This is a genomic window from Tardiphaga sp. vice154 (assembly GCF_007018645.1).
In the GTDB taxonomy this organism is placed as follows: domain Bacteria; phylum Pseudomonadota; class Alphaproteobacteria; order Rhizobiales; family Xanthobacteraceae; genus Tardiphaga.
On sequence record NZ_CP041399.1, the window covers coordinates 4,517,455 to 4,537,764 of the forward strand.

General features: G+C 64.9%; 15 protein-coding genes. 3 read left to right on the forward strand and 12 right to left on the reverse strand.

The genetic code is table 11. The annotated features are described in order from the left end of the window. Positions 1–122: 122 nt before the first annotated feature. A complete protein-coding gene (locus tag FIU28_RS21205) occupies positions 123–2,546 on the forward strand; it encodes a TonB-dependent receptor (RefSeq protein WP_143575105.1) in 2,424 nt (807 codons plus the stop codon). Between the two features lie 143 nt (positions 2,547–2,689). Here the strand turns inward: FIU28_RS21205 and FIU28_RS21210 are convergent, their stop codons facing one another. Further along, entirely contained in the window at positions 2,690–4,057 is a 1,368-nt protein-coding gene (locus tag FIU28_RS21210) for an ATP-binding protein (RefSeq protein WP_143575106.1), read from the reverse strand. 108 nt (positions 4,058–4,165) lie between these two features. Between FIU28_RS21210 and FIU28_RS21215 the strand changes: the two genes are divergently transcribed. Further along, entirely contained in the window at positions 4,166–4,774 is a 609-nt protein-coding gene (locus FIU28_RS21215) for a response regulator transcription factor (protein ID WP_143575107.1), read from the forward strand. 2 nt (positions 4,775–4,776) lie between these two features. Here FIU28_RS21215 and FIU28_RS21220 read toward each other — a convergent pair whose 3' ends face one another. After that, a complete protein-coding gene (locus FIU28_RS21220) occupies positions 4,777–5,988 on the reverse strand; it encodes a glycosyltransferase family 87 protein (protein ID WP_143575108.1) in 1,212 nt (403 codons plus the stop codon). Positions 5,989–6,217: 229 nt separating this feature from the next. On the opposite strand from FIU28_RS21220, the gene FIU28_RS21225 reads away from it, so the two are divergent. Beyond that, a complete protein-coding gene (locus tag FIU28_RS21225; protein ID WP_143575109.1) occupies positions 6,218–7,588 on the forward strand; it encodes a cytosine deaminase in 1,371 nt (456 codons plus the stop codon). 116 nt (positions 7,589–7,704) lie between these two features. Here the strand turns inward: FIU28_RS21225 and ftsH are convergent, their stop codons facing one another. The 10 genes from ftsH to tolQ all read right to left on the reverse strand — a co-directional run bounded on the left by ftsH (position 7,705) and on the right by tolQ (position 20,006). Next, positions 7,705–9,621 (reverse strand): ATP-dependent zinc metalloprotease FtsH, encoded by a 1,917-nt coding sequence (ftsH, locus tag FIU28_RS21230; RefSeq protein WP_143575110.1) that lies wholly within the window; start codon positions 9,619–9,621, stop codon positions 7,705–7,707. Between the two features lie 218 nt (positions 9,622–9,839). Beyond that, positions 9,840–10,865, reverse strand: coding sequence for a tRNA lysidine(34) synthetase TilS (gene tilS / locus FIU28_RS21235; RefSeq protein WP_143575111.1), 1,026 nt, complete (start codon positions 10,863–10,865; stop codon positions 9,840–9,842). A 201-nt stretch (positions 10,866–11,066) separates the two neighbouring features. Further along, on the reverse strand, positions 11,067–12,071 hold the full coding sequence (ybgF, locus tag FIU28_RS21240) for a tol-pal system protein YbgF (protein WP_143576324.1): 1,005 nt from the start codon (positions 12,069–12,071) through the stop codon (positions 11,067–11,069). Between the two features lie 162 nt (positions 12,072–12,233). Further along, a complete protein-coding gene (pal, locus tag FIU28_RS21245) occupies positions 12,234–12,734 on the reverse strand; it encodes a peptidoglycan-associated lipoprotein Pal (RefSeq protein WP_143575112.1) in 501 nt (166 codons plus the stop codon). Positions 12,735–12,966: 232 nt separating this feature from the next. Further along, the gene (locus tag FIU28_RS21250) at positions 12,967–13,707 is read right to left on the reverse strand and encodes an N-acyl amino acid synthase FeeM domain-containing protein (protein WP_143575113.1); all 741 of its coding nucleotides are present in this window, start codon (positions 13,705–13,707) and stop codon (positions 12,967–12,969) included. 149 nt (positions 13,708–13,856) lie between these two features. Further along, complete coding sequence (locus FIU28_RS21255; protein ID WP_143576325.1) at positions 13,857–16,196, reverse strand: putative bifunctional diguanylate cyclase/phosphodiesterase; 2,340 nt, start codon at positions 16,194–16,196, stop codon at positions 13,857–13,859. Positions 16,197–16,388: 192 nt separating this feature from the next. Further along, positions 16,389–17,735 carry a Tol-Pal system beta propeller repeat protein TolB gene (tolB, locus tag FIU28_RS21260; RefSeq protein ID WP_143575114.1) on the reverse strand — a complete coding sequence of 449 codons (1,347 nt, stop codon included), beginning with the start codon at positions 17,733–17,735 and terminating at the stop codon, positions 16,389–16,391. Positions 17,736–17,762: 27 nt separating this feature from the next. Then, on the reverse strand, positions 17,763–18,821 hold the full coding sequence (gene tolA, locus FIU28_RS21265) for a cell envelope integrity protein TolA (protein ID WP_143575115.1): 1,059 nt from the start codon (positions 18,819–18,821) through the stop codon (positions 17,763–17,765). 2 nt (positions 18,822–18,823) lie between these two features. Next, positions 18,824–19,273 carry a protein TolR gene (gene tolR / locus FIU28_RS21270; protein ID WP_143575116.1) on the reverse strand — a complete coding sequence of 150 codons (450 nt, stop codon included), beginning with the start codon at positions 19,271–19,273 and terminating at the stop codon, positions 18,824–18,826. 37 nt (positions 19,274–19,310) lie between these two features. Then, the gene (gene tolQ / locus FIU28_RS21275; protein WP_143576326.1) at positions 19,311–20,006 is read right to left on the reverse strand and encodes a protein TolQ; all 696 of its coding nucleotides are present in this window, start codon (positions 20,004–20,006) and stop codon (positions 19,311–19,313) included. Positions 20,007–20,310: the final 304 nt, after the last annotated feature.

Genomic DNA, 20,310 nt, shown 5'->3' on the forward strand with positions numbered 1-20,310 from the left:
ATCGGCACGCCAAACATTCCCGCCCCCCGCACCGGTATTTCCATTGCGAAAGCAGAACGCGTCCCGCAGGATTTGATCCAACGCGCGGCAAGCGCGATGGGAAAAAATCGGGGAGCGCAGCAATGGGCATTCGGTTTTTATCACTAGCGCGACGTGCCCTGCTGTCCGCCGGAGCCCTGCTCATCGCCGTGCCCGCCGCCGCGCAGGAGCAATTGCCCGAGATCCAGGTGATCTCCAACACGCCGATCCAGGGACCCGGCATCGACCGCGACAAGATTCCGTCGCTGACCTCGACCGTCACCGCCGAGGATTTCCAGCGCAGTACTTCGCAGAATGTCACGGACACGCTGTTCCAGCGCGTGCCCGGCGTGTCGCTGTCCGACCCCAACGGCAACGGTGCGCAGCAGGAGATCCGCTACCGCGGCTTTGCCGCCTCGCCCCTGCAGGGTACGCCGCAGGGCCTCGCGGTCTACATGAACGGCATCCGGCTCAACGAATCCTTCGGCGACACCGTGAACTGGGACCTGATCCCCACCAATGCGATAGCGCGCGCCGACATCTTCACCAATAATCCGGTGTTCGGCCTCAACGCGCTGAGCGGCGCGATCAGCCTGCAGACCAAGAACGGTTTCACCTATCAGGGCCTTGAGGTCGAAGGCCAGGGTGGTTCGTTCGGCCGCGGCCAGGGCGGGTTGCAATACGGCGCGGAGATGGGCAATTGGGGCGTCTACATCGCCGCCCAGGGCCTGACCGACGACGGCTGGCGCCGACAATCGCCGGCGAAGCTCGGGCGCTTCTTTGGCGACATCGGCTGGCGCGACGACCGCGCCGAACTACATTTCTATGGCGCGGTGTCGTCGAGTTCGTTCGGCGTGGCGGCAGCGACGCCGGTGCAATTGCTAGCGCTCGGCCGCGATCAGATCTACACGACGCCGCAGACCACCGATAACAAGATGGCGCTGGTCGGCGTCAACGGCAAGTACGCCGTCACCGACACATGGTCGCTGCAGGGCAATCTGTATGGCCGGTTCTTTCGGCAGGACCACGTCGATGGCAACGCCGCTGAGGTCGAACGCTGTAGCAATTCTTCGTCGTTCGCCGGCCGCCTGTGCCTTGAGGACGACGGCTTTCCGCGCCCGGCGCCGTTCACCGGCGCGGCGGCACTCGCCTTCCGAAACCAGTTCGCGATCCTCAATGCCGCGAACCAGCCGATCCCCTGCCCGCCCGGCGCCGGCAACACCTGCGCAACGGTCCCCTATGGCACGATCGATCGCACCAATACGAAGTCCGACACCTATGGCGGTTCGCTGCAGGCGACCAACGACGACAAGATTTTCGGCCACGGCAACCACTTCGTAGTCGGCGGCAGCGTCGACCGCGGCGCGACCAATTTTGCCGCGACCTCGACGCTCGGCTTCATCAATCCTGACCTCGCGATCACGGTCAATCCGGCGATCCCAGGCAACGGCTCGGTCATACATACGCTCGGCAATGTCGGTTACACGCCGGTGACGATCGACACCACCAACACCTATTACGGCCTCTACGTCACCGACACTTTCGATATTACCGACAAGTTTGCCGCGACCGCCGGCGGCCGCTACAACGTCGCCAGGATCGGCATCCGCGACGTGCTCGGCACCAGCCCCGACCTCAACGGCGATCACTCCTTTTCGCGCTTCAACCCGGTGGTCGGCCTGACCTACAAGATCGCGCCGTGGATCACCGTCTATGGCGGATATTCAGAATCCAACCGCGCGCCGACGCCGCTCGAGCTCGGCTGCTCCAATCCGGCCAAGCCCTGCTTGCTGGAAAACTTCCTGGTATCCGACCCACCGCTGCAGCAGGTCGTCGGCCACACCTATGAAGCCGGCCTGCGCGGCACGTCGCCATTCGCCGACGGCCGTCTCGAATGGAAGGCGGGCTGGTTCCGCACCGACAGCAAGAACGATATCGTCAGCCTGGCCTCGTTCATCCAGGGCCGCGGCTATTACCAGAACGTCCCGGAGACGCGGCGCCAGGGCATCGAGCTTGGAGCGGAGTACAAGTCGCAGCGCTGGCTGGCCTATGCCGGCTACAGCTATATCGACGCCACCTATCGCTTCGACGGCGACCTCGCCTCGCCGAACAATCCGTTAGCCGACGCCAGCGGCAACGTCCGCGTCACCTCCGGCAACCGCATTCCCGGCATCCCGCAGCACCAGTTCAAGGCCGGTCTCGATTACTGGATCACGCCGCAATGGAAGCTCGGCGGCGACGTCGTCGCGGTGGGGAAGCGGCTCTATGTCGGGGACGACGGCAACCAGAACCCGCTGCTGCCGTCCTATGCGGTCGTCAATCTGCACACTTCGTTCGAGGTGAGCCGCAACGTCACTTTGTTCGGCGTCGTCAACAACCTGTTCAACAAGCAATATTCACTGTTCGGCACCTATTTCGGGCCCGATGGCACGGCCAAGGCGGGCCTGCCCATCGCGCTGACCGACCAGCGCACCGAAGTGCCGGGGTCGCCATTCGCGATCTACGGCGGCATACGGGTGAGGCTGTAGCGGCGACCCACGCGCCGCGACGACCCATCCGCGAAGACTGGCGGCCCGGTTTTGAGACGGCCGGGCCGCCTGTTTGTACGTAGCCGGATGCCAATCCGGGGCCGGCCCATCACATGACGCAGTCCCGGATTGCGTCGCCGCCGCTACGCGTCGCCGACTTCATCCAGGCTACGCATGGACCGACGCTCCGTCGGAATCATCGCCTGCACCACTACGCCCTGCTCCGCCGAGATCACCTTCACCGTGCCTCCCAGCGCCAGCACGCGCTCGCGCATGCCGGTGAGGCCGAAACCGAGGCGGTGGTCGGCGCCGAGGCCGCCGCCATCGTCCTGCACCCGCACCGACACCGCATCCACGCCGGGCGAAATCGTCACAATAACGCGGGTGGCGCCGGCATGACGGAACACGTTGGTCAGTGCCTCCTGCACCACGCGGTAGATCGTCAGTTCGACGGTGTCGTTGATCGCGCCGAGGATGGGCGCCAGGTGCATCTCCACGGCAACATCGGGATGTGCCTCGCGCCACCAGCGCAGCAGCGCGCCCAGCGCCTCGCGCAACCCCAATTCGCTCAACCCCGCCGGACGCAGCCGCTCCAGCACGCGGCGATTGAGCTGCTGCAACTGCATGAGTTGCGCCAGCATCGCCTCGCCATGGCTGCGGATCGCCGCGACATCCGGCGCGGCCGATCCCGCGATGCGCAGCAACGCGCTGCCATGCGCGCGCAGCGCAAACAGGAACGGCCCGAATTCGTCGTGCAGCTCCCTTGCAATCTCGCGGCGCTCCTCGTCCTGCAGCGATACCACCCGCTCGGCCAACTGGCGCTTGTCCTCGACCGCCTCGCCGAGTGCGGCTGCCAGATGATTCACGCGCACGCAGATATCGGCCAGTTCGGGCGAGCCTGCGGGGGTAACCCGGATCGCGTAGTCGCCGCCTTCAATGGTCCGCATCGCATCGGCGATCTGCCGCAACGGCGCCAGCGCCCGGCGGACCACCAGCACGGTGATCGCGAACAGCGCCAGAGCGATGGCCAGCCCGAGTTCGATCTGCGTCACGATGCCGTTCCAGATCTCCGCCATTTCATCGACCGGATCGGACGCGATCAGCAGCGCGCCGAGCGAGCGGCCGTTCACGACCACCGGCACTCTCTCCGACGTCTGTTCCGGATGCACCATTCGCACGAACCATGACGGCGGCGCCGTTACTGCGTCGCGGCGCGGCGCGACGACAGCCGGCTTACCGCCTTCCGTTTCATGAGTGATCCTGACATGGCGCAGCCGGCCGAGATCGCCGACGATCCGCGCCAGCCGCACGTCCGGATCCGGCGCATCTCCGAGATCGACCACCAGCACCGCGATCAGTTCGTGCGCCAGCCGGACCACGCTGCGATCCTCCGCGGCTACGCGCGGAGCTGCCTCCAGCACGAGACGGCCGACATTGATCAGCAGCCCGGCTGTCAGCACCAGCGCCAGCAACAAGGTCAACCGGGCTTGCAACGAAAGAATGCTCCACATCGGGTTTCGCCGCTCTGCAACATGTAGATCCATTGACAGCAAAGTGTAGCAACGTTCTACTTGCGCGAGCAGATGACGCCAACCGGAATGTATCCGCGAATGGGTTCGATGCGTATCCTGATTGTCGATGACCATCCGATCGTCGCCTCCGGCTGCCGCGCGCTGCTGGCCGGCGATGGCGACATCGAGGTGGTCGAGGCGGCCGATGCCGACGCCGGCGAAGCCGCTTTCGTCGCGCAGCCGCCCGACATCTGTGTGCTCGATATCAACCTGCCCGGCGTCTCCGGCTTCGAGCTGGCGCGGCGGCTGCTGGCGCGCGACGCCGACGCGAAGCTCATCATGTTCAGCATGAATGACGATCCCGCCTTCGCGGTGCGGGCGATCGGGGCCGGCGCGAAGGGCTATGTTTCAAAATCCGGCGATCCACAGGATCTGGTCGATGCGATCCGCGAGGTCGGCCGCGGCGGCGTCTATCTGGCGCCGGCCACCGCGCGCAGCATCGCCTTCGCCAGGCCCGACGACCGGCTCGGCAAGCTGAGCACCCGCGAGATCGAGATCCTGCGCCTGCTTGCCGCCGGCAAGAGCCTCACCGAAATCGCCTGGCTGGTGCACGCCTCCTACAAGACAATCGCCAACACCTCCTCGATGATGCGCCACAAGCTCGGCCTGCGCACCCCCGCCGAACTGGTGCGGCTGGCGATCGAACATCGGCTGTAGAGTTAGCTTTCGGGCGCGAAACGGCTCGCCAGCGCCCGGCCCTGCCATAATCCGCAACGCCGTGCGATCAGCGCCGCCACGATCAGCGTCGCGAAAAAGCCGGTCGGCGCGCCGACCGCGGGAAACGCGATCAGCAGTACCGCCGCAACGCCGAGCCCCGGCAGTTCATAGCGCGCAAACCCCTCGGCCAGTCCGACGCGGACGATGAATCCGGCTGCGATCGCCAGCACCATCACGTCGTACAGAAACAGATACGGCGTCACCAGCAGCGTGCCGGTGGCCAGCGCCGCGGCCTTCCATTCGTAACGCACGCGGCTGCGCCACAGCACCACCAGCAGCCCGGCAACCGCCGCGTTCATGATCCACTGGAACGTCCAACCGAGCGCCTCGCTGCCGCCGAAGTAGCGTACCAGGGCAAAAATGCTCTGCAACTTGCCCCAAGGCGCAAGGCCATCGGTGAGGAAGGCCTGCGAGAACATCGGCATCCAGTGGAAGAAGGCTTGCCAGCTCTCGGTGCCATAAGCGAGCCACGACACGCCGGCCAGCAGCACCGTGGTCACGCCGGCCGCGACGAACACCCGCCACTGCATCGCGGCAATCAGCACCAGCGGAAACAGCAGGCCATATTGAGGCTTGTAGCTCAACAGCCCGAGGCAGATGCCGGCCCATACCGGCCGGCTCGGCAGCAGCAGCAACACGCCGCCAATCAGCGAGGCGGTGAGAAAGCCGTTCTGCCCGACCAGCGTATTGGTCAGCACCACCGGGAAGGCCGCCGCCAGCAGCCACCCGAACGGCCGCCCGACGATGGCGCGCATCACCACGAGATAAGGCAGGAAGCTGACCGCGGCCCAACCGGCAAACGCCAGCCGGTAGGGCAGCCGCGCCAGCTGTTCGGCAATCATCAGGAACGGCGGTGGATAGTGCCAGGCGAAGTTGCCGGGATAGTCTTGCCCGAGTACGCCGAGCTGGAGCTGCTTCTGGATCGCCCAGTCCCACGCTTGCGCCGGATGGCCGTCGAGCGCGAGCTTGCCGGCCGACCAGACGTTGATGAAGTCGGTCGGCAGGTTGAAGCGGCTGTCGTCGAAGATCCAGCCGCGGCCATAGAACGCCGCGAAGAACGCCGCATGCAGCACCGCCAGCAGAAAGCAGACATTGACCAGCGGCTTGGGAAGCGCCGTGTCGTTAGGTACCGGAGCCAGAACTTCTGCCGTCATCGGCCATTCCCCATACGCTTGCGCGCCGAGCATGCCATTACCGGCGTTGAGGAAGATTTAAATGCCAGGCCAGATAGCCGAAATGGGTGAAGCGGGTCTGGGCGAGGGCTTCATCGACGGCGAGGTCTGTGGCGTCATGCTTGGCTGAACGGCGCATCCTCGCTACGTTGCAGGCAGCGCGCGGCATAGGCCCGCATTTCCCGCAGACGTACAAAGGTTTTGCGTCATTATGACAGTTCCGTTCGCCGACATCGCGTGGCCCGATAAGTCACGCTATTGGCTTACTTCTGCACGCGTGCCTGCGTGTCTTTTAGCCGATCGAAGCCTGCCTGGATTTTACGATACCGAAGGCGTCGCGCGCGCCGATCTCCTGATCGAAGACGGCAAGATCGCGCGCATCGTTGCGGCCGGTGTGGCGGATACGGATGGCGCCCGCGTCGATCTCGGCGGTCGGCAGGTGTGGCCGACCCTGATCGACATGCATACGCATCTCGACAAGGGCCATTCGGTCGAACGCAGCCCCAACATCGACGGCACCTTCAACAATGCGCGGCTCGGCGCCACCGCCGACCGGCCGAACTGGACGGTGGCGGATTTGCGCCGCCGCATCGACTTCGGGCTGCGCTGCGCAGAAGCGCATGGCGTGTCCGCGATCCGGACCCATCTCGACACCTATCCCGACAGCGCCGAGCGAAGCTGGACGGTGCTGCGCGAGATGCGGAGCGAGTGGGCCGGCCGGGTCGACCTGCAGATGGTGTCGCTGTGCCCGCTGGAAACGCTGATGGACGGCTTCGGCGACCGGATTGCGGCGATTGTCAGCGAATCCGGCGGGCTGATCGGCGGCGTCACGCGACCGGCGGTTGGCAGCCATGGCGCACCGGGCGCCGACATCGAGGCGCAGCTCGACCGGCTGTTCGCGCTGGCCATCCGGCACGACCTCGACATCGACCTGCACGTCGACGAGACCGGCGACCGGACGGCAGCCTCGCTGCCTCATATCGCCCGCGCGGCGCTGCGACACGGTTACAAGGGCCGCGTGGTGTGCGGGCATTGCTGCAGCCTCGCCTTGCAGGACGACAGCGAGATCGACCGCACGCTCGACCTGCTGGCGGCGGCGGAGATTGCGATCGTCACGCTGCCGACGGTGAACATGTATCTGCAGGACCGCCAGCCCGGGCGCACGCCGCGCTGGCGCGGCGTCACCGTGGTGCACGAGATGCTGGCGCGCGGCATCCGCGTCGCCGCCGCCGGCGACAATTGCCGCGACAGTTTCTACGCCTATGGCGACCATGACATGGTCGATACGTTTCGGCAGGCGGTGCGTATCCTGCATGTCGATCATCCGCTGGCGCAGGCGCCCTCGCTGGTCGGCGCGATGCCCTCGGCCATCACCGGATTCGGCAACCACGGGCAGATCGCAGAAGGCGCCGCGGCACGGCTGATCGTGTTCAACGCGCGGACCATCAACGAGATCGTCAGCCGCCCGCAGGCCGACCGCGTGGTGCTCGCCCACGGGCGGCGGCTGACGGCGGCGGCGCCGGATTATTCCGAGCTATGGCCTTACGACGAGACCGCGCGAAGCACGATTCCGCGCGGCTGAACAGGACGTCGGGCGCGCTTCTCGTCTTCTGCCAGCGCGCGCCACGTACCCGGCGGGCCATGCCCACAAAAAACGCGGCCTTGCGGCCGCGTTTTGCAATCGTCGATGCGTCGAACTTACGCCTGCGGCTGCGGCTCCAGGCCGGCGTCGGGGCGCGGACGCGGCTTGCCGGCGGGCGGCACCGCGGAGGTGCGCGGGCCAGTCGGCTCGAGCACGGATTCGCGGTTCGGCTTCTTGCCGTTCAAGAGATCGGTGATCTCGTCGCCCGACAGCGTCTCGAACTCGAGCAGGCCCTTGGCGAGGGCTTCGAGGTCGGCGCGCTTCTCGGTCAGGATCTTGGTGGCCTCGTTGTAGCCCTCCTCGACCAGACGGCGGATTTCGCTGTCGATCTTCTGCACGGTGGCTTCCGACGCGTTCTGGGTGCGCGACACCGACATCCCCAGGAACACTTCATCCTGGTTCTCGCCATACGACACGGTGCCGAGTTCTTCCGACAGGCCCCAGCGCGTCACCATCATGCGGGCCAGGCGCGTGGCCTGCTCGATATCGGAGGACGCACCCGAGGTGACCTTGTTGCGGCCGAAGATTAGCTCTTCGGCGACGCGGCCGCCCATCATGATGGCGAGGCGCGAGGTCATCTGCTCCAGCGACATCGACAGCTTGTCGCGTTCCGGCAGCTGCATCACCATGCCCAGCGCACGGCCGCGCGGGATGATGGTCGCCTTGTGGATCGGGTCGGTGGCGATGACGTTGAGGCCGACGATGGCGTGACCGCCCTCGTGATAGGCCGTCAGCATCTTCTCTTCCTCGGTCATGACCAGCGACTTGCGCTCGGCGCCCATCATCACCTTGTCCTTGGCCTCTTCGAACTCGCTCTGCGTCACCATGCGCTTGTTGCGGCGCGCGGCGGTCAGAGCGGCTTCGTTGACCAGGTTCATCAGGTCGGCGCCGGAGAAGCCCGGGGTGCCGCGTGCGATGGTCTTGAGGTTGATATCCGGCGCCAGCGGCACCTTGCGGACGTGAACCTTGAGGATCTGCTCGCGGCCGACGACATCCGGATTCGGCACCACGACCTGGCGGTCGAAGCGGCCGGGACGCAGCAGAGCGGGATCCAGCACGTCCGGACGGTTGGTCGCGGCGATCAGGATCACGCCTTCATTGGCCTCGAAGCCGTCCATCTCGACCAGCAACTGGTTGAGGGTCTGCTCGCGCTCGTCATTGCCGCCGCCGAGACCGGCGCCACGATGACGACCGACCGCGTCGATTTCGTCGATGAAGATGATGCAAGGCGCGTTCTTCTTGGCCTGCTCGAACATGTCGCGGACGCGGGAGGCGCCGACGCCGACGAACATTTCAACGAAGTCGGAACCCGAGATGGTGAAGAACGGCACGTTGGCTTCGCCGGCGACCGCACGCGCGATCAGCGTCTTGCCGGTACCGGGAGGGCCGACCAACAGCACGCCGCGCGGAATGCGACCGCCGAGGCGCTGATACTTGCCGGGGTCGCGCAGGAATTCGACGATCTCCTGCAGGTCCTGCTTGGCTTCATCGACACCGGCGACGTCTTCAAATGTGACGCGGCCATGGGCCTCCGTCAGCATCTTGGCGCGCGACTTTCCAAAACCCATCGCCTTGCCGGCGCCGCCCTGCATCTGACGGGACAGGAAGATCCACACGCCGATCAGCGCGATGAACGGCAGCCAGGAGACCAGCAGCGAGACGAACCACGGCACGTTGTCGCCGGGCGGCTTGGCGGTGATCGAGACCTTGCCGTCATACAGGCGCTTCACCAGCGTCGGGTCGGAAGGCGCGTAGGTCTGGAAGCTGGAACCGTTGGTGAAGGTGCCGTGAATCTCCGGCCCCTGGATCACGACGTCGCGGACCTTGTTCTGATCGACCTCGCTCAACAGTTGCGAGAACGAGATGTCCTGCGAGGCGGCGCGTTGTCCCGGATTTTGGAACAGCGTGAACAGCGCCAGCAACAACAAAACGATAATGACCCAGAGGGCGAAATTGCGCAGGTTCGCGTTCATCGATCTTCCTTCGTCGCCGCGCGGATCGCGGCCGTATTCCCTTGGGTCGCCTCAAGGGAATTACCCTGGGTCGGTTGGATACAATCTAGGTGCGACAGAGCGCGCTGCCAAGGGAACCAGACTGGACTATTTAACGCATGTAGCCCGGCATCCGGTTTAAATCATGGCGGTCACGCCGCCGTGGTTAAGCCATTGGCCGGCCGGGCCGTTGCTTTGGATCAATCCCGGCGCCGGCGCCGCGGCGCGGGATCGATTCGCAGCCGGTCGTGGGAGAGCGTAATCAACGCACCAGCCAGCGTTTGCTTCAACCGGATACCTTTGTTTGCCGCCAGCATGGCCCGATCGATCGCGGCCAGCAGCGCCTCGGCCTGCCCGAGGCCGGCCGGGCCCTCATGTCCGACCCGGCCGATCATCCGCAGCAGCAGGCGAAGACGGACTTCCTCGGTCAGACCAGCGAAGCCGCAGGCGTCGATGCCGGGCCGGGCGGCACCGCTTCTCAGCGCCAGGAATTGTTCGGCGCCGTCGACCAGCCCTTCCAGCGCGACATTGGCGCGGGCCAGCCGCGTCGCCAGCCGCGCCAGATTGCGCGAATCAAAACCCTCGGCGGCGAGCTTCGGCATCAGCGCGCGCCAGCGCGGCCGGGTGAAGTGCGGATCCTGGTTGGTCGGGTCCTCGGCAAATCCGACCTTCGCCTTCGCCAGCGTCGCGATCAGCCGGGCCTTGGGCACGCCCAGAAACGGGCGCGCCAGCACCACGCCGTCGAGCCGCGTTTGCCGCGCCATCGCCGCAAGTCCGGCCAGTCCGCTGCCGCGCGCCATCCGCATCAGCAGGGTTTCGGCCTGGTCGTCGCGGGTGTGCGCGGTCAGGATATGCGTTGCCTTGTGCCGTTTGGCGGCCCTGGCCAGCAATCGGTAGCGGGCCTCGCGGGCCGCGGCGGGCAGTCCGGCCGACGGCTTGGCGCCGGTCCAGCGCAAGGTGCGATGCGGGATATCGAGCGACGCCGCCAGTCTCCTGACGTCGCGGGCCTCACGCGCCGCTTCAGGCCGCAGACCATGGTCGAGCGTGACCGCCAGCAGCGCCGGCCCGCGTTTCAACGCGCGTCGCCAGCGCGCAGCCAGCCACAGCAGCGCGACCGAATCCGGTCCGCCGGACACGGCCAGGATCAGTGCCGGAGCGGATTGCCAGTCGGCGAATAGCTGCTTCGCTTCGCGGGCCGGGATGGGCGATGAGTCGTCGTCTCGCATCGGAAGGCCATGTTGTGTCACCTCTCCCCGTTGGGGGGAGGTCGGATTGCATAGCAATCCGGGTGAGGGGGCTAAGCGCCACCGATAGGCCGGTGCCCCCTCACCCCAGCCCTCTCCCCCCGCGCGAAGCGAAGCTTCGCTAGAGGGGAGAGGGAGCGCACCGCCAGTGCGTCGCGGCAGCTCAAATGCAAGAATCAAACCCTAGCACTTAACGCGCTTCTGCTCGCGGTCTACCGCGGTCTTCACGCTGCCTGAGGCGCGCGGATATTTCCGCAGCACTTCGCCGAAGGCGGCGCAGGCCGCCTCTTTTTCCTTCAGCGCCGCCAGCGACTGCCCGAGCCGCAGCAGCGCGTCCGGCGCCTTGGCCGACGTATCGAACTTGGTGGTGACCCCCAAAAAAGCCTCGGCGGCGTCGCGATACTTCTGGCGCTGGAAGAAGCTTTCGCCGAGCCAATATTGCGAATCCGCGAGCTGCGGGTCGGTCGGATATTTCTGCGCGAAGTTGCGCATGGTCTCTTCGGCCAGCGCGTAATCACGACGCTGCATGTAGCCGATGCCGAGATCGAATTCGTCCTTGGGCGTGCTGCCGGGCGGCAGCGTCGTGAGGCCCGCGCCGGCTGCGGCCGGCGCGGCATTGCCGAGCGGCAGAGGCTCCCCTGCCCCGCGGGCGTTGGGCATCGCCGCCGGCGCGGTGGACGGTATCGGCTGCCCGCCGCCGCCCAACGCGCGCGGCACGCCCGGCGCATTCGGATTGGCATTGGGATCGAAGGCATCGTTGCGCCGTCCGCCGCGCTGCGGCGGCGCGGGGTCTTGCACGACCGGCGCGGCGGCAGCGACCGGCGGCTGCGGATCATAGACCTGCGGCTGCAGCGGCTGCTGGCGCGCCGGCGCGGCCTGCACGGGGGCTGCGGCGACGTTGGGACGCGCGCCCGCCGGCGGCGCGCCGGCCTGCAACTGGCGCAACTGCTCCTCGAGCTGGCGGTTGCGGAACTGGAGCTCTTCGTTCTGCCCGGTGAGTTTCCGCAGCTGGCTCTGCAGCCGCTCGATCTGCATCCCCTGATCGGCATCGTCGTCGCCCGACTGCTGGCTGTAGTCCGGCTGACGCGGCGCCGGTTGACCGAACAACTGCGCGGACACAGGCGAAGCGGTCACGAGTACAAGGGAGAAGAACGCAGCGCCGGCGAACCAATGAGATCTGGATGACATGTGTGCCTGAGAATGATTGGTTTCACGCCCCATCGGCGCGCATCACGATGAGAATTTCACTACGCCGAAAATGTGTCTTCCGACAGCGGCAAAGCCGCCGCATCAAACAAAAACGGCGCCTGCCGCATGGCAGACGCCGTTCGCTGTTATCGAGGCTCTGGCTCAGGCGCCGGCGTTCAGCACGGTAACGGCGCGGCGGTTCTGCGACCAGCACGAGATGTCGTTGCAGACCGCGACCGGGCGTTCCTTGCCGTAGGAGATGGTCCGCATCCGGCTGGCATCGATGCCGCGCGAGGCCAGGAAGGTCCGGACCGACTGAGCACGGCGGGCGCCGAGCGCGATGTTGTACTCGCGGGTGCCGCGTTCATCCGCATGGCCCTCGATCGTGAAGGCGTAGCGGTTATACTGCTGCAGCCACTGCGCCTGCTTCTCCAGCGTGGCGATCGCCTGCGGCGACAGCTCGGTCTGATCGCTCTCGAAGAACACGCGGTCGCCGACATTGACCACGAAGTCCTGCTGGCTGCCCGGCGACGCTGCATTGGCCATGCCGCCGGCGCCATCGCCGCCCAGCGGATTCTTGTTGGCGCAAGCGCCCATCGAAAGCGCCACGGCAAGTACCGCAGCCAGTTTTAATCCCTGGAGGATTCGCATCTGAGGTTTCATTTCGGAGCCTCCACGCTCGCGCTTTGTCCAACTGTGTTTGGTCTACAGGGCGTTGGTTAAGCGAACGTTCCGTCAACCTTGATGGAGTGTTGCCAAAACCCATCAAAAGCCACACGTCCCCGAAAAGCCGCCTGATGGTTAATGGGGTGTAAATGTGGCGCGACGGTGAACGATGCCCAGCCGGCGCGGCGCCCCGGGTGCCCGCAGGGCGGCTGACCGCAGGCGGGCGACCTCAGCCGGTCCGAACGGAACACGCCGCAGCCGGATCGACCGGGAACTCGGGGCCGCCGAGCGCCGGCGAGGCATGCAGGCCGTTGCGTTCGAACAGCATCCGCCGCTCGAAGAAGCTGGAGCGGAAGTACGGATAGCGCGCAAACACCTTCTCGCGCAGCGCCGGGAAGTTGACCGCCATCAGACCCAGCGGCTTGGTCAGCGTCGGATAGGGACGCGGCGGGCACAGCGGCTCGTGCAAAAAGACCCGGCGATAGAACGCCTGGTGCTCGGCGCGCGCGGTGGCGGTACCAAGGTCGGCATTGAAGTACGAACAAGCAACGTAAGCCAGCCGCAGCGTCATGTAGGGCAGATGCGGCAGCTTCAGCGTCGGCTCGGCCACGAAGCGGTTCGGATCGACGATGGTCTTGCCGAGCGCCAGTTCCGGCTTCAGAATGTCCGCAAAGGCCTCGACGGCCGGCGAGTCCGGATAGTCCGGGGTCGCGACGCTGATCCGCAACGAGCTGGCCAGCTGGCCATCGACGAACACGCCGAAGGTCCAGGAATTCGGCGCTCCATCGAAGCGATCCGCCAGTCGGCGGTCGTCCCGCGGTTCGATGGCGCCCTCATGAAGATAGGCACGGTAGCGCAACCGATAGATCGCTTCCTTTTCGGCTTCGGTCTCCGCGAGGCGATAATCCACTCTGTCTAGTAGGTCGCTGCCATGTCCGATGAACTTACCAACCGCCTCGACCGCAGCCATTTTACGCCTTTCTAACGCGTATCCCAACACCTATGAAGGTTAATAACTTCCCAACATAAGTCAAAGAACTGTATCGAACAGGGTTAAGGATCCAATGACATCGCGCCTGACGACGTGAAAATATTTGGAAACAGATTGCTGCTCCGCCCTTATGCGATCGAGTGCAACGGCAGAATTTTCTGTCGTTCGTCGTCCTGCTGCCGGCCATGCGAGGCATTCAGCAACTGGCGGACGCGCGAGGCCGGCACCGGGCGGCTGAACAGATAGCCCTGCGCTTCGGTCACCGTGCCGTCGGCACTTATCAGCTCGAGCTGCTCGTTGGTCTCGATCCCTTCGACCACCACCGACATGCCGAGATCAGCACTCAGCCGCGCCACGCCGCGCAACAGCGTCAGCGGCCGATCGGTATCGATACCTTCGAGGAAGGAGCGGTCGATCTTCACTTTCTGCAACGGAAAATTATGTAGATAGCTCAGGCTCGAATAGCCGGTTCCGAAATCGTCGAGCGAAATCCGGCATCCCGCGGCGTGCAATTGCGACAGCGCGTCATGTGTCCATTGGGTGTTCTTCAGCAGCGACGATTCCGTGATCTCGATCTCCAGCCGGTTCGCCGGCAGACCGGATACTTCGAGCGCGTAGCGCACCTCGCCCAGGACGTCGCGCTGGTGAAACTGCTGCGACGAGAAGTTCACCGCGACGCTGACCGCATCCGGCCACTTCATGCACTCCATGCAGGCCTTGCGCAGGATCCATCGGCCGAGGTCGACGATCAGCCCCATGTCTTCCGCGATCGGAATGATGTCGACCGGAGACACCGTTCCGCGAACCGGATGATTCCAGCGTAGCAAGGCTTCGCAGGTCGATATCCGGCCGGATTTGAGATGGACCAGCGGCTGATAGTAAAGCTCGAATTCCTCGTTGGCGAGCGCTTTGCGCAGGTCGAGTTCGAGCACGCGGCGCGCTTCCACCGTTTGCGCCATCTCTTCTCGGAAGAAACAGAACGTGCCGCGGCCGGACGCCTTGGCACGATACAGCGCCATGTCGGCATTCTTCAACAGGCTGTCGGCGCTCACCTCGGGCTGGGTCATGGCGATGCCGACGCTGGCGCCGATTTCCACCTGATGATTGTCGACCTCGTAGCGCTCGCTGAGACGTTCGACGATGCGCTGCGCCAGATCCGCGGCGTCATGGCTGGTCGTGATGCCGCGCTGGAAGACCACAAATTCGTCGCCGCCGAACCGTGCCACGAAGTCCTCGTGCCGCAGCATCTCGCGGATCCGGTCGGCCACCATGCACAACAGCTGGTCGCCGCAGGGATGACCGAGCGTATCGTTGACCTGCTTGAACTGGTCGAGATCCACGAACAGCAACGCCGACAGCGAAGCGGCATCGGCCCCCTTCAGCAGGCGACCGATCTCGTCGCGGAAGCTGATCCGGTTGGGCAGGCCGGTCAGTTCGTCGAACCGCGCCATGTGGCTGATGCGGGCTTCGGAGTTGCGCCGCTCGGTAATATCCTCGACGAGCACGACGGTGCCGCCGCCGGTCATGGGTTGAAACTTCCAGGATAGCGCGCGTTCCTGCGTGAAGGCATGGTCGATGGTGACGATCTCGGCCGCCTTCGAGTTTTCGATCTCGGCCACGATCGTCATGCCGCTTGCGGCGGAAACCGTGCCGGCATCGACGAAGGCCGCGATCATTTCACGGACCTTTGCGCCCGGCTGCACGGGCTCGCCTATGCCGTTCATCATCTGATTGAAGCGGTCATTGATGACGGCCAGACGGCCATCGGCACCGACCATGCACAACCCGTTCGGCATGTTGTTGAGCGCGGTGTCGAATTGCCTGGCCAGCGCCGCAGCCCGTTCGGTTTCGGTCAGCGCCTTGACGAACATCAGATGCAGATTGAGATTGATCAGCCGCAGGCCGATAAAGAACAGGATCAGCAGGCCGGCCAGACCGACATAATAAGGATCGCCGCGCAGCGCCAAAGCCAGCGACATCGGCGCGGTCGCATTAATGATATGCGCCTGGATGATCAGCGGACGGCCGTAGTTGCGACCGACGCTGCCGCCGATGTAACCGATCGTGACGGCAGTGCACAGCATGTGCGCTACCGGGTCGTCGCTGCCGAGCAGCACGACAAAACACCACAGGCCTAGCGAGGCCGCATAGAGGTCAGCGCCGATCTTGTAGCGCGGCTCCCACCAGGCGGCACGTTCCGGCGTCAGCGGACCATCACTGCGCCGTTCGCGCTCGTAGTGGTGCATCTGAAACGCGCGCGCCACGCCGATCACGATGATCAGGCCGGCGCACATCCATAGCCAGTGGTTGCCGGTTTTCCATACTGTCATGATGGCGGCGGCAGCAGCGCACAGCGTGCCGGCAAAAATCGGCGCTGAATTCTGGAACAGCGAGTTGACCAAGGCTGCATAGATGCTGGGAGGCAGCATCTTGTCGTCTTGAGCTGTTTCAGGCTTGACCACTTGCATCAGCACGCGCCGTCCATTTGATTTCAACGCGTAACGATAAATTCCGGAGGTATTACCTTTCTAAGGGAAGATCCTTACCAAGACGTTGCAAGTTCCCCAGAAAGCCGGAAATGGCTATGATTTCAGCAGGCTAGGCAAAGTCTGCCTAGCCTCAAGGCGCGCGCGCCGCCACGGCTTCGCGAATCTTGGCCACTACGACAGCAGCGGCGACCAGGCGGGATCGGAGGCGAAGCCCGGTGTCGGCACCTTGAGCTCGTTGCGACCGGACACGTCCACCGTATAGAGCGACGGCCCCGCGCCCTGCTCGCGGAAGAACATGATGACGCGGCCGTTCGGCGCGAAGGTCGGCCCCTCATTATGGTAGCCGGAGGTGAGCAGCCGTTCACCGGAGCCGTCCGGCTTCATGATGCCGATTGAGAACTGGCCGCCACCCTGCTTGGTGAAGGCGATGTAGTCGCCGCGCGGCGACCACACCGGCGTCGAATAGGTGCCGTCCCCGAAGGAAATGCGCTGCGCGGCGCCGCCCGTGGCTCCCATCACGTAGATCTGGGATTTGCCGCCGCGGTCGCTCTCGAAACAGATCCGCGCACCGTCCGGCGAATAGGACGGCGAGGTATCGATTGCCGGCGTGTCGGTCAGGCGCGTGGTGGACTTCGAGCGCAGATCCATTACGAACAGGTTGGAATTGCCGCCCTGCTGCAGGCTCATGATGACACGCTGGCCGTCCGGCGAAAAGCGCGGCGAGAACGACATGCCGGGGAAATTGCCGACGATCTCGCGCTGTCCGGTCTCGATGTTGAACAGGTAGACCCGCGGGTCGCCCTGGCCGAATTCCATGTAGGTGATTTCCTGCGTCGATGGCGAGAAGCGCGGCGTCAGCACCAGATCGGCGCCGCGCGTGAGATAGCGCACATTGGCGCCGTCCTGGTCCATCAAGGCCAGCCGCTTGACGCGGCGCTCCTTGGCGCCGGTCTCGTCGACGAACACCACGCGGCTGTCGAAATAGCCCTTTTCGCCTGTAAGGCGCTCATAGATCTGGTCGGAAATAATGTGCGCGATGCGGCGCCAGTATTCCGGCGAGGTGAAGTACTGCTGGCCGGTCAACTGCTGTCCGGTGCCGACGTCCCACAGCCGGAACTCGGCCTTCAGCCGGCCGTCGGGCTGGCGGGTGACGCGACCGGTCACCAGCGCCTGGGCGTTGATGGTCTTCCAGTTCTGGAAGTTCGGCGGCGTGTCGATATTGCTGACCTTGTCGATGAAGGCCGCCGGATCGACCGGCGCGAACAGGCCGCTGCGCTTGAGATTGTTGGTGATGACCTGGGCCACGCCATTGGCGACTTCGTTATCGCCCGCCGTGCCGGCAACGAACGCCGGAATTGCGATCGGCAACGGCGCCACCTCGCCGCCCGTCACGGTAACGCGGGCCTGGCCAAAGGCGCCGTGCGCGCCGCTGAGAAGCAATCCGGTGGAGGCCATTCCCGACAGGATCTGCCGTCGGCTGGGGCGAAGTAGCGGATTTGTAAAATGATCGTCGGACATATTTTCTGCTTTCAACTTACCGCGCCGCTACAGGTCTTTACTGTCAAAAACGGGGTAGAAAAATTTCCATTCTTCATAGAATGCGGCTGGCAGCTTGTAGGGCTGGCAGGCGATGATGGCGCGCGCGCCACTCTCCTGGAACACCCGCTCGAACGGCGTGTTGGGCGATCCGCGCATCACCGGCATCGATTCCAGCGTGCCGTCCTGCTTCAGCTTGATGCTGAACTCGGCCTGCGCCAGTCGCGCGTCGAGCCCGCCATAGGGCTTCTTCCAGCAACGGTTGACCTGCTCCTTGAACATCGATCCCCAGGTCGCCGAATTATCCGCAGACTTGCCATGGGCGAGGCCCAGAGCGGCGTTTGAATTCAACGTGGCACCAGTCGCCGCAGCACGGGTCGGGTCGCGCTTGTCGAGCAGCGCCGCGATCTTCGACTGGTCGAAGCTGCGATCCGGCTTCTTGGCCTCGAGCATGGCCTGTGCTTCGGCCTTGGCCTTTGAATCGGCGTCGTACTTGGCCTTGGCTTCCGCCTTGGCTTTCGCGTCCGTATCCGCCTTGGCCTTCGCTTCGGCTTTCGCCTTCGCCTTGGCCTGCGCATCAGCCTTGGCCTTGGCGTCCGCCTCGGCCTTGGCTTCGGCGGCCGCCTTGGCCTGCTGCAGGGCCTCCGCCTCGATCTTGGCTTCCGTGGCGGCTTCGGCCTTTGCCTTGGAGTCCGCGGCTGCCTTGGCTTCCGCCTTGGCCGCAGCCGCCGCTTTCGCGGCGGCATCGGCGGCGGTCTTGTCTTCCGTCTTGGGCTGTGGCGGCGGCGTACTCTCGGTCACCACCGGGGGCTTTTCGGAGATCTTGCCGACGTTGTCCTCGATCGGCTTGGCCTCGGCGACCTTCTCGACCAGCGGCGTCTTGACTTCCTTCTTGCCGGTCTTGATTCCGGCCGTAACCTTCGCCAGTTGATCCGCGGAAATGATATCGACCGGCAGCGACTCCTCGGGAATCGAGACGTAGGCCTTGGACGAAAAAGACACGAGTCCCCAGCCCAGCACGAGAACGTGCAGGGCGGCGGACGCCGCGAGTGTCTTGTCGACCTTCACCGTCAGGTCCCCTGCTCCACCTCGGTCACCAGGGCCAGCCGCTTGAAGCCTGCGCCGGAGAGCTGCCCCATCACGCGGGCCACGGTGCCATAGTCGGCCTTCTTGTCCGCGCGCATGTAGATGCGCTCGTCCGTGCCGCCGCGGGCATCGGTGATCGCCTTCAGTTTCGGCACCAGGTCGTTCATCTGGACTTCCGTGTCGTTGATGAAGATCTTGCCCGAGATATCGACCGACAATTGCAGCGGCGTCTTGTCCTGCTCCAGGCTCTTGGCCTGGGTCTGCGGCAGGTCGAGCGGCACGCCGACAGTCAGCATCGGCGCCGACACCATGAAGATGATCATCAACACCAGCATGACGTCGACCATCGGGGTGACGTTGATTTCGGCCATGACATGGGCGCGCCGGCGCCCGCGCCGTCCGCCCCCGCCGCCTGCACCCATATTCATGCCCATGACGGGATGCCCAGTTCAAGGTTCAACACGAATCGCCTCAAACGCGCTCGTCGATCTGGCGCGACAGAATGGCGGAAAACTCGTCGGCAAAACCTTCCAGGCGCTGCGCCTGGCGGTTCACTTCCGAGGTAAACTTATTGTAGAAAATAGTCGCCGGAATGGCGGCTATAAGGCCGATTGCGGTGGCGAACAGCGCTTCCGCGATGCCCGGAGCCACCACGGCCAGCGAGGTGTTCTTGGACGCAGCGATCGACTGGAAGCTCGACATGATGCCCCAGACGGTGCCGAACAGGCCGACGAACGGGCCGGCGGAGCCGACCGTGGCCAGTACCAGCAAGCGCCGTTCCAGCCGCTCGATCTCGCGCGAGATCGAGACGTTCATGACCTTGTCGATCCGCATCTGCAGCCCGGTGAAGGAGCGTGCCTGACTTTCGAACGAGCGCTTCCACTCGCGCATCGCAGCGACGAAACAGGCGGCCATGGATTGCGTCGGCTTGGTCGAGAGCGCGCGGTAGAGGTCCTCGATCGACTCGCCGGACCAGAACGCCTGTTCGAAGCGGTCCATCGCCTTCTTGGTGCGGGCGAACAGGAACATCTTGTCGATGGCGATCGCCCAGACCCAGACCGAACAGCCCAGCAAGCCCATCATGACCGCCTTGACGATCCAGTGCGCCTGCCAGAACAGATTGACCAGCGACACGTCGGACGCCGCCAGCGCCGGGGCGGCCTGCACGTCGACCGCCTGTGCCGATGCTGCGGATACCGTCAGCAACAACGCCAGCGCGGTGAGCGAAAAGACTTTCTGCAGCACGAGATCAGTATCCCCTCGAAGGTTCGATGTCCGGCGTCGGCTGCCGATCGCAGCCACGCGCCGCGAGCGGCGTCAAAGCCAGCGTTCAGCCCGTTGTTTCGCAGGAATGGCCCGTCCGAAGCCAAGCCTTGAATTCCCTGCCAACATGTCAAAACGAGGGCCTGCACGCGGTTTTGCAGGCTTTACCAGACGCCCGGCGTGGTTAATGCGAGGTTACCAAGACCCG

Coding starts and splice junctions, on each gene's coding strand:
- tolB (WP_143575114.1), bottom strand. CDS start 17,735: ATGTCCGACGATCATTTTACAAATCCGCTACTTCGCCCCAGCCGACGG.
- FIU28_RS21255 (WP_143576325.1), bottom strand. CDS start 16,196: ATGCAAGTGGTCAAGCCTGAAACAGCTCAAGACGACAAGATGCTGCCT.
- tolR (WP_143575116.1), bottom strand. CDS start 19,273: ATGGGCATGAATATGGGTGCAGGCGGCGGGGGCGGACGGCGCGGGCGC.
- FIU28_RS21250 (WP_143575113.1), bottom strand. CDS start 13,707: ATGGCTGCGGTCGAGGCGGTTGGTAAGTTCATCGGACATGGCAGCGAC.
- ftsH (WP_143575110.1), bottom strand. CDS start 9,621: ATGAACGCGAACCTGCGCAATTTCGCCCTCTGGGTCATTATCGTTTTG.
- tilS (WP_143575111.1), bottom strand. CDS start 10,865: ATGCGAGACGACGACTCATCGCCCATCCCGGCCCGCGAAGCGAAGCAG.
- ybgF (WP_143576324.1), bottom strand. CDS start 12,071: ATGTCATCCAGATCTCATTGGTTCGCCGGCGCTGCGTTCTTCTCCCTT.
- FIU28_RS21210 (WP_143575106.1), bottom strand. CDS start 4,057: ATGTGGAGCATTCTTTCGTTGCAAGCCCGGTTGACCTTGTTGCTGGCG.
- FIU28_RS21205 (WP_143575105.1), top strand. CDS start 123: ATGGGCATTCGGTTTTTATCACTAGCGCGACGTGCCCTGCTGTCCGCC.
- pal (WP_143575112.1), bottom strand. CDS start 12,734: ATGAAACCTCAGATGCGAATCCTCCAGGGATTAAAACTGGCTGCGGTA.
- FIU28_RS21215 (WP_143575107.1), top strand. CDS start 4,166: ATGCGTATCCTGATTGTCGATGACCATCCGATCGTCGCCTCCGGCTGC.
- FIU28_RS21220 (WP_143575108.1), bottom strand. CDS start 5,988: ATGACGGCAGAAGTTCTGGCTCCGGTACCTAACGACACGGCGCTTCCC.
- FIU28_RS21225 (WP_143575109.1), top strand. CDS start 6,218: ATGACAGTTCCGTTCGCCGACATCGCGTGGCCCGATAAGTCACGCTAT.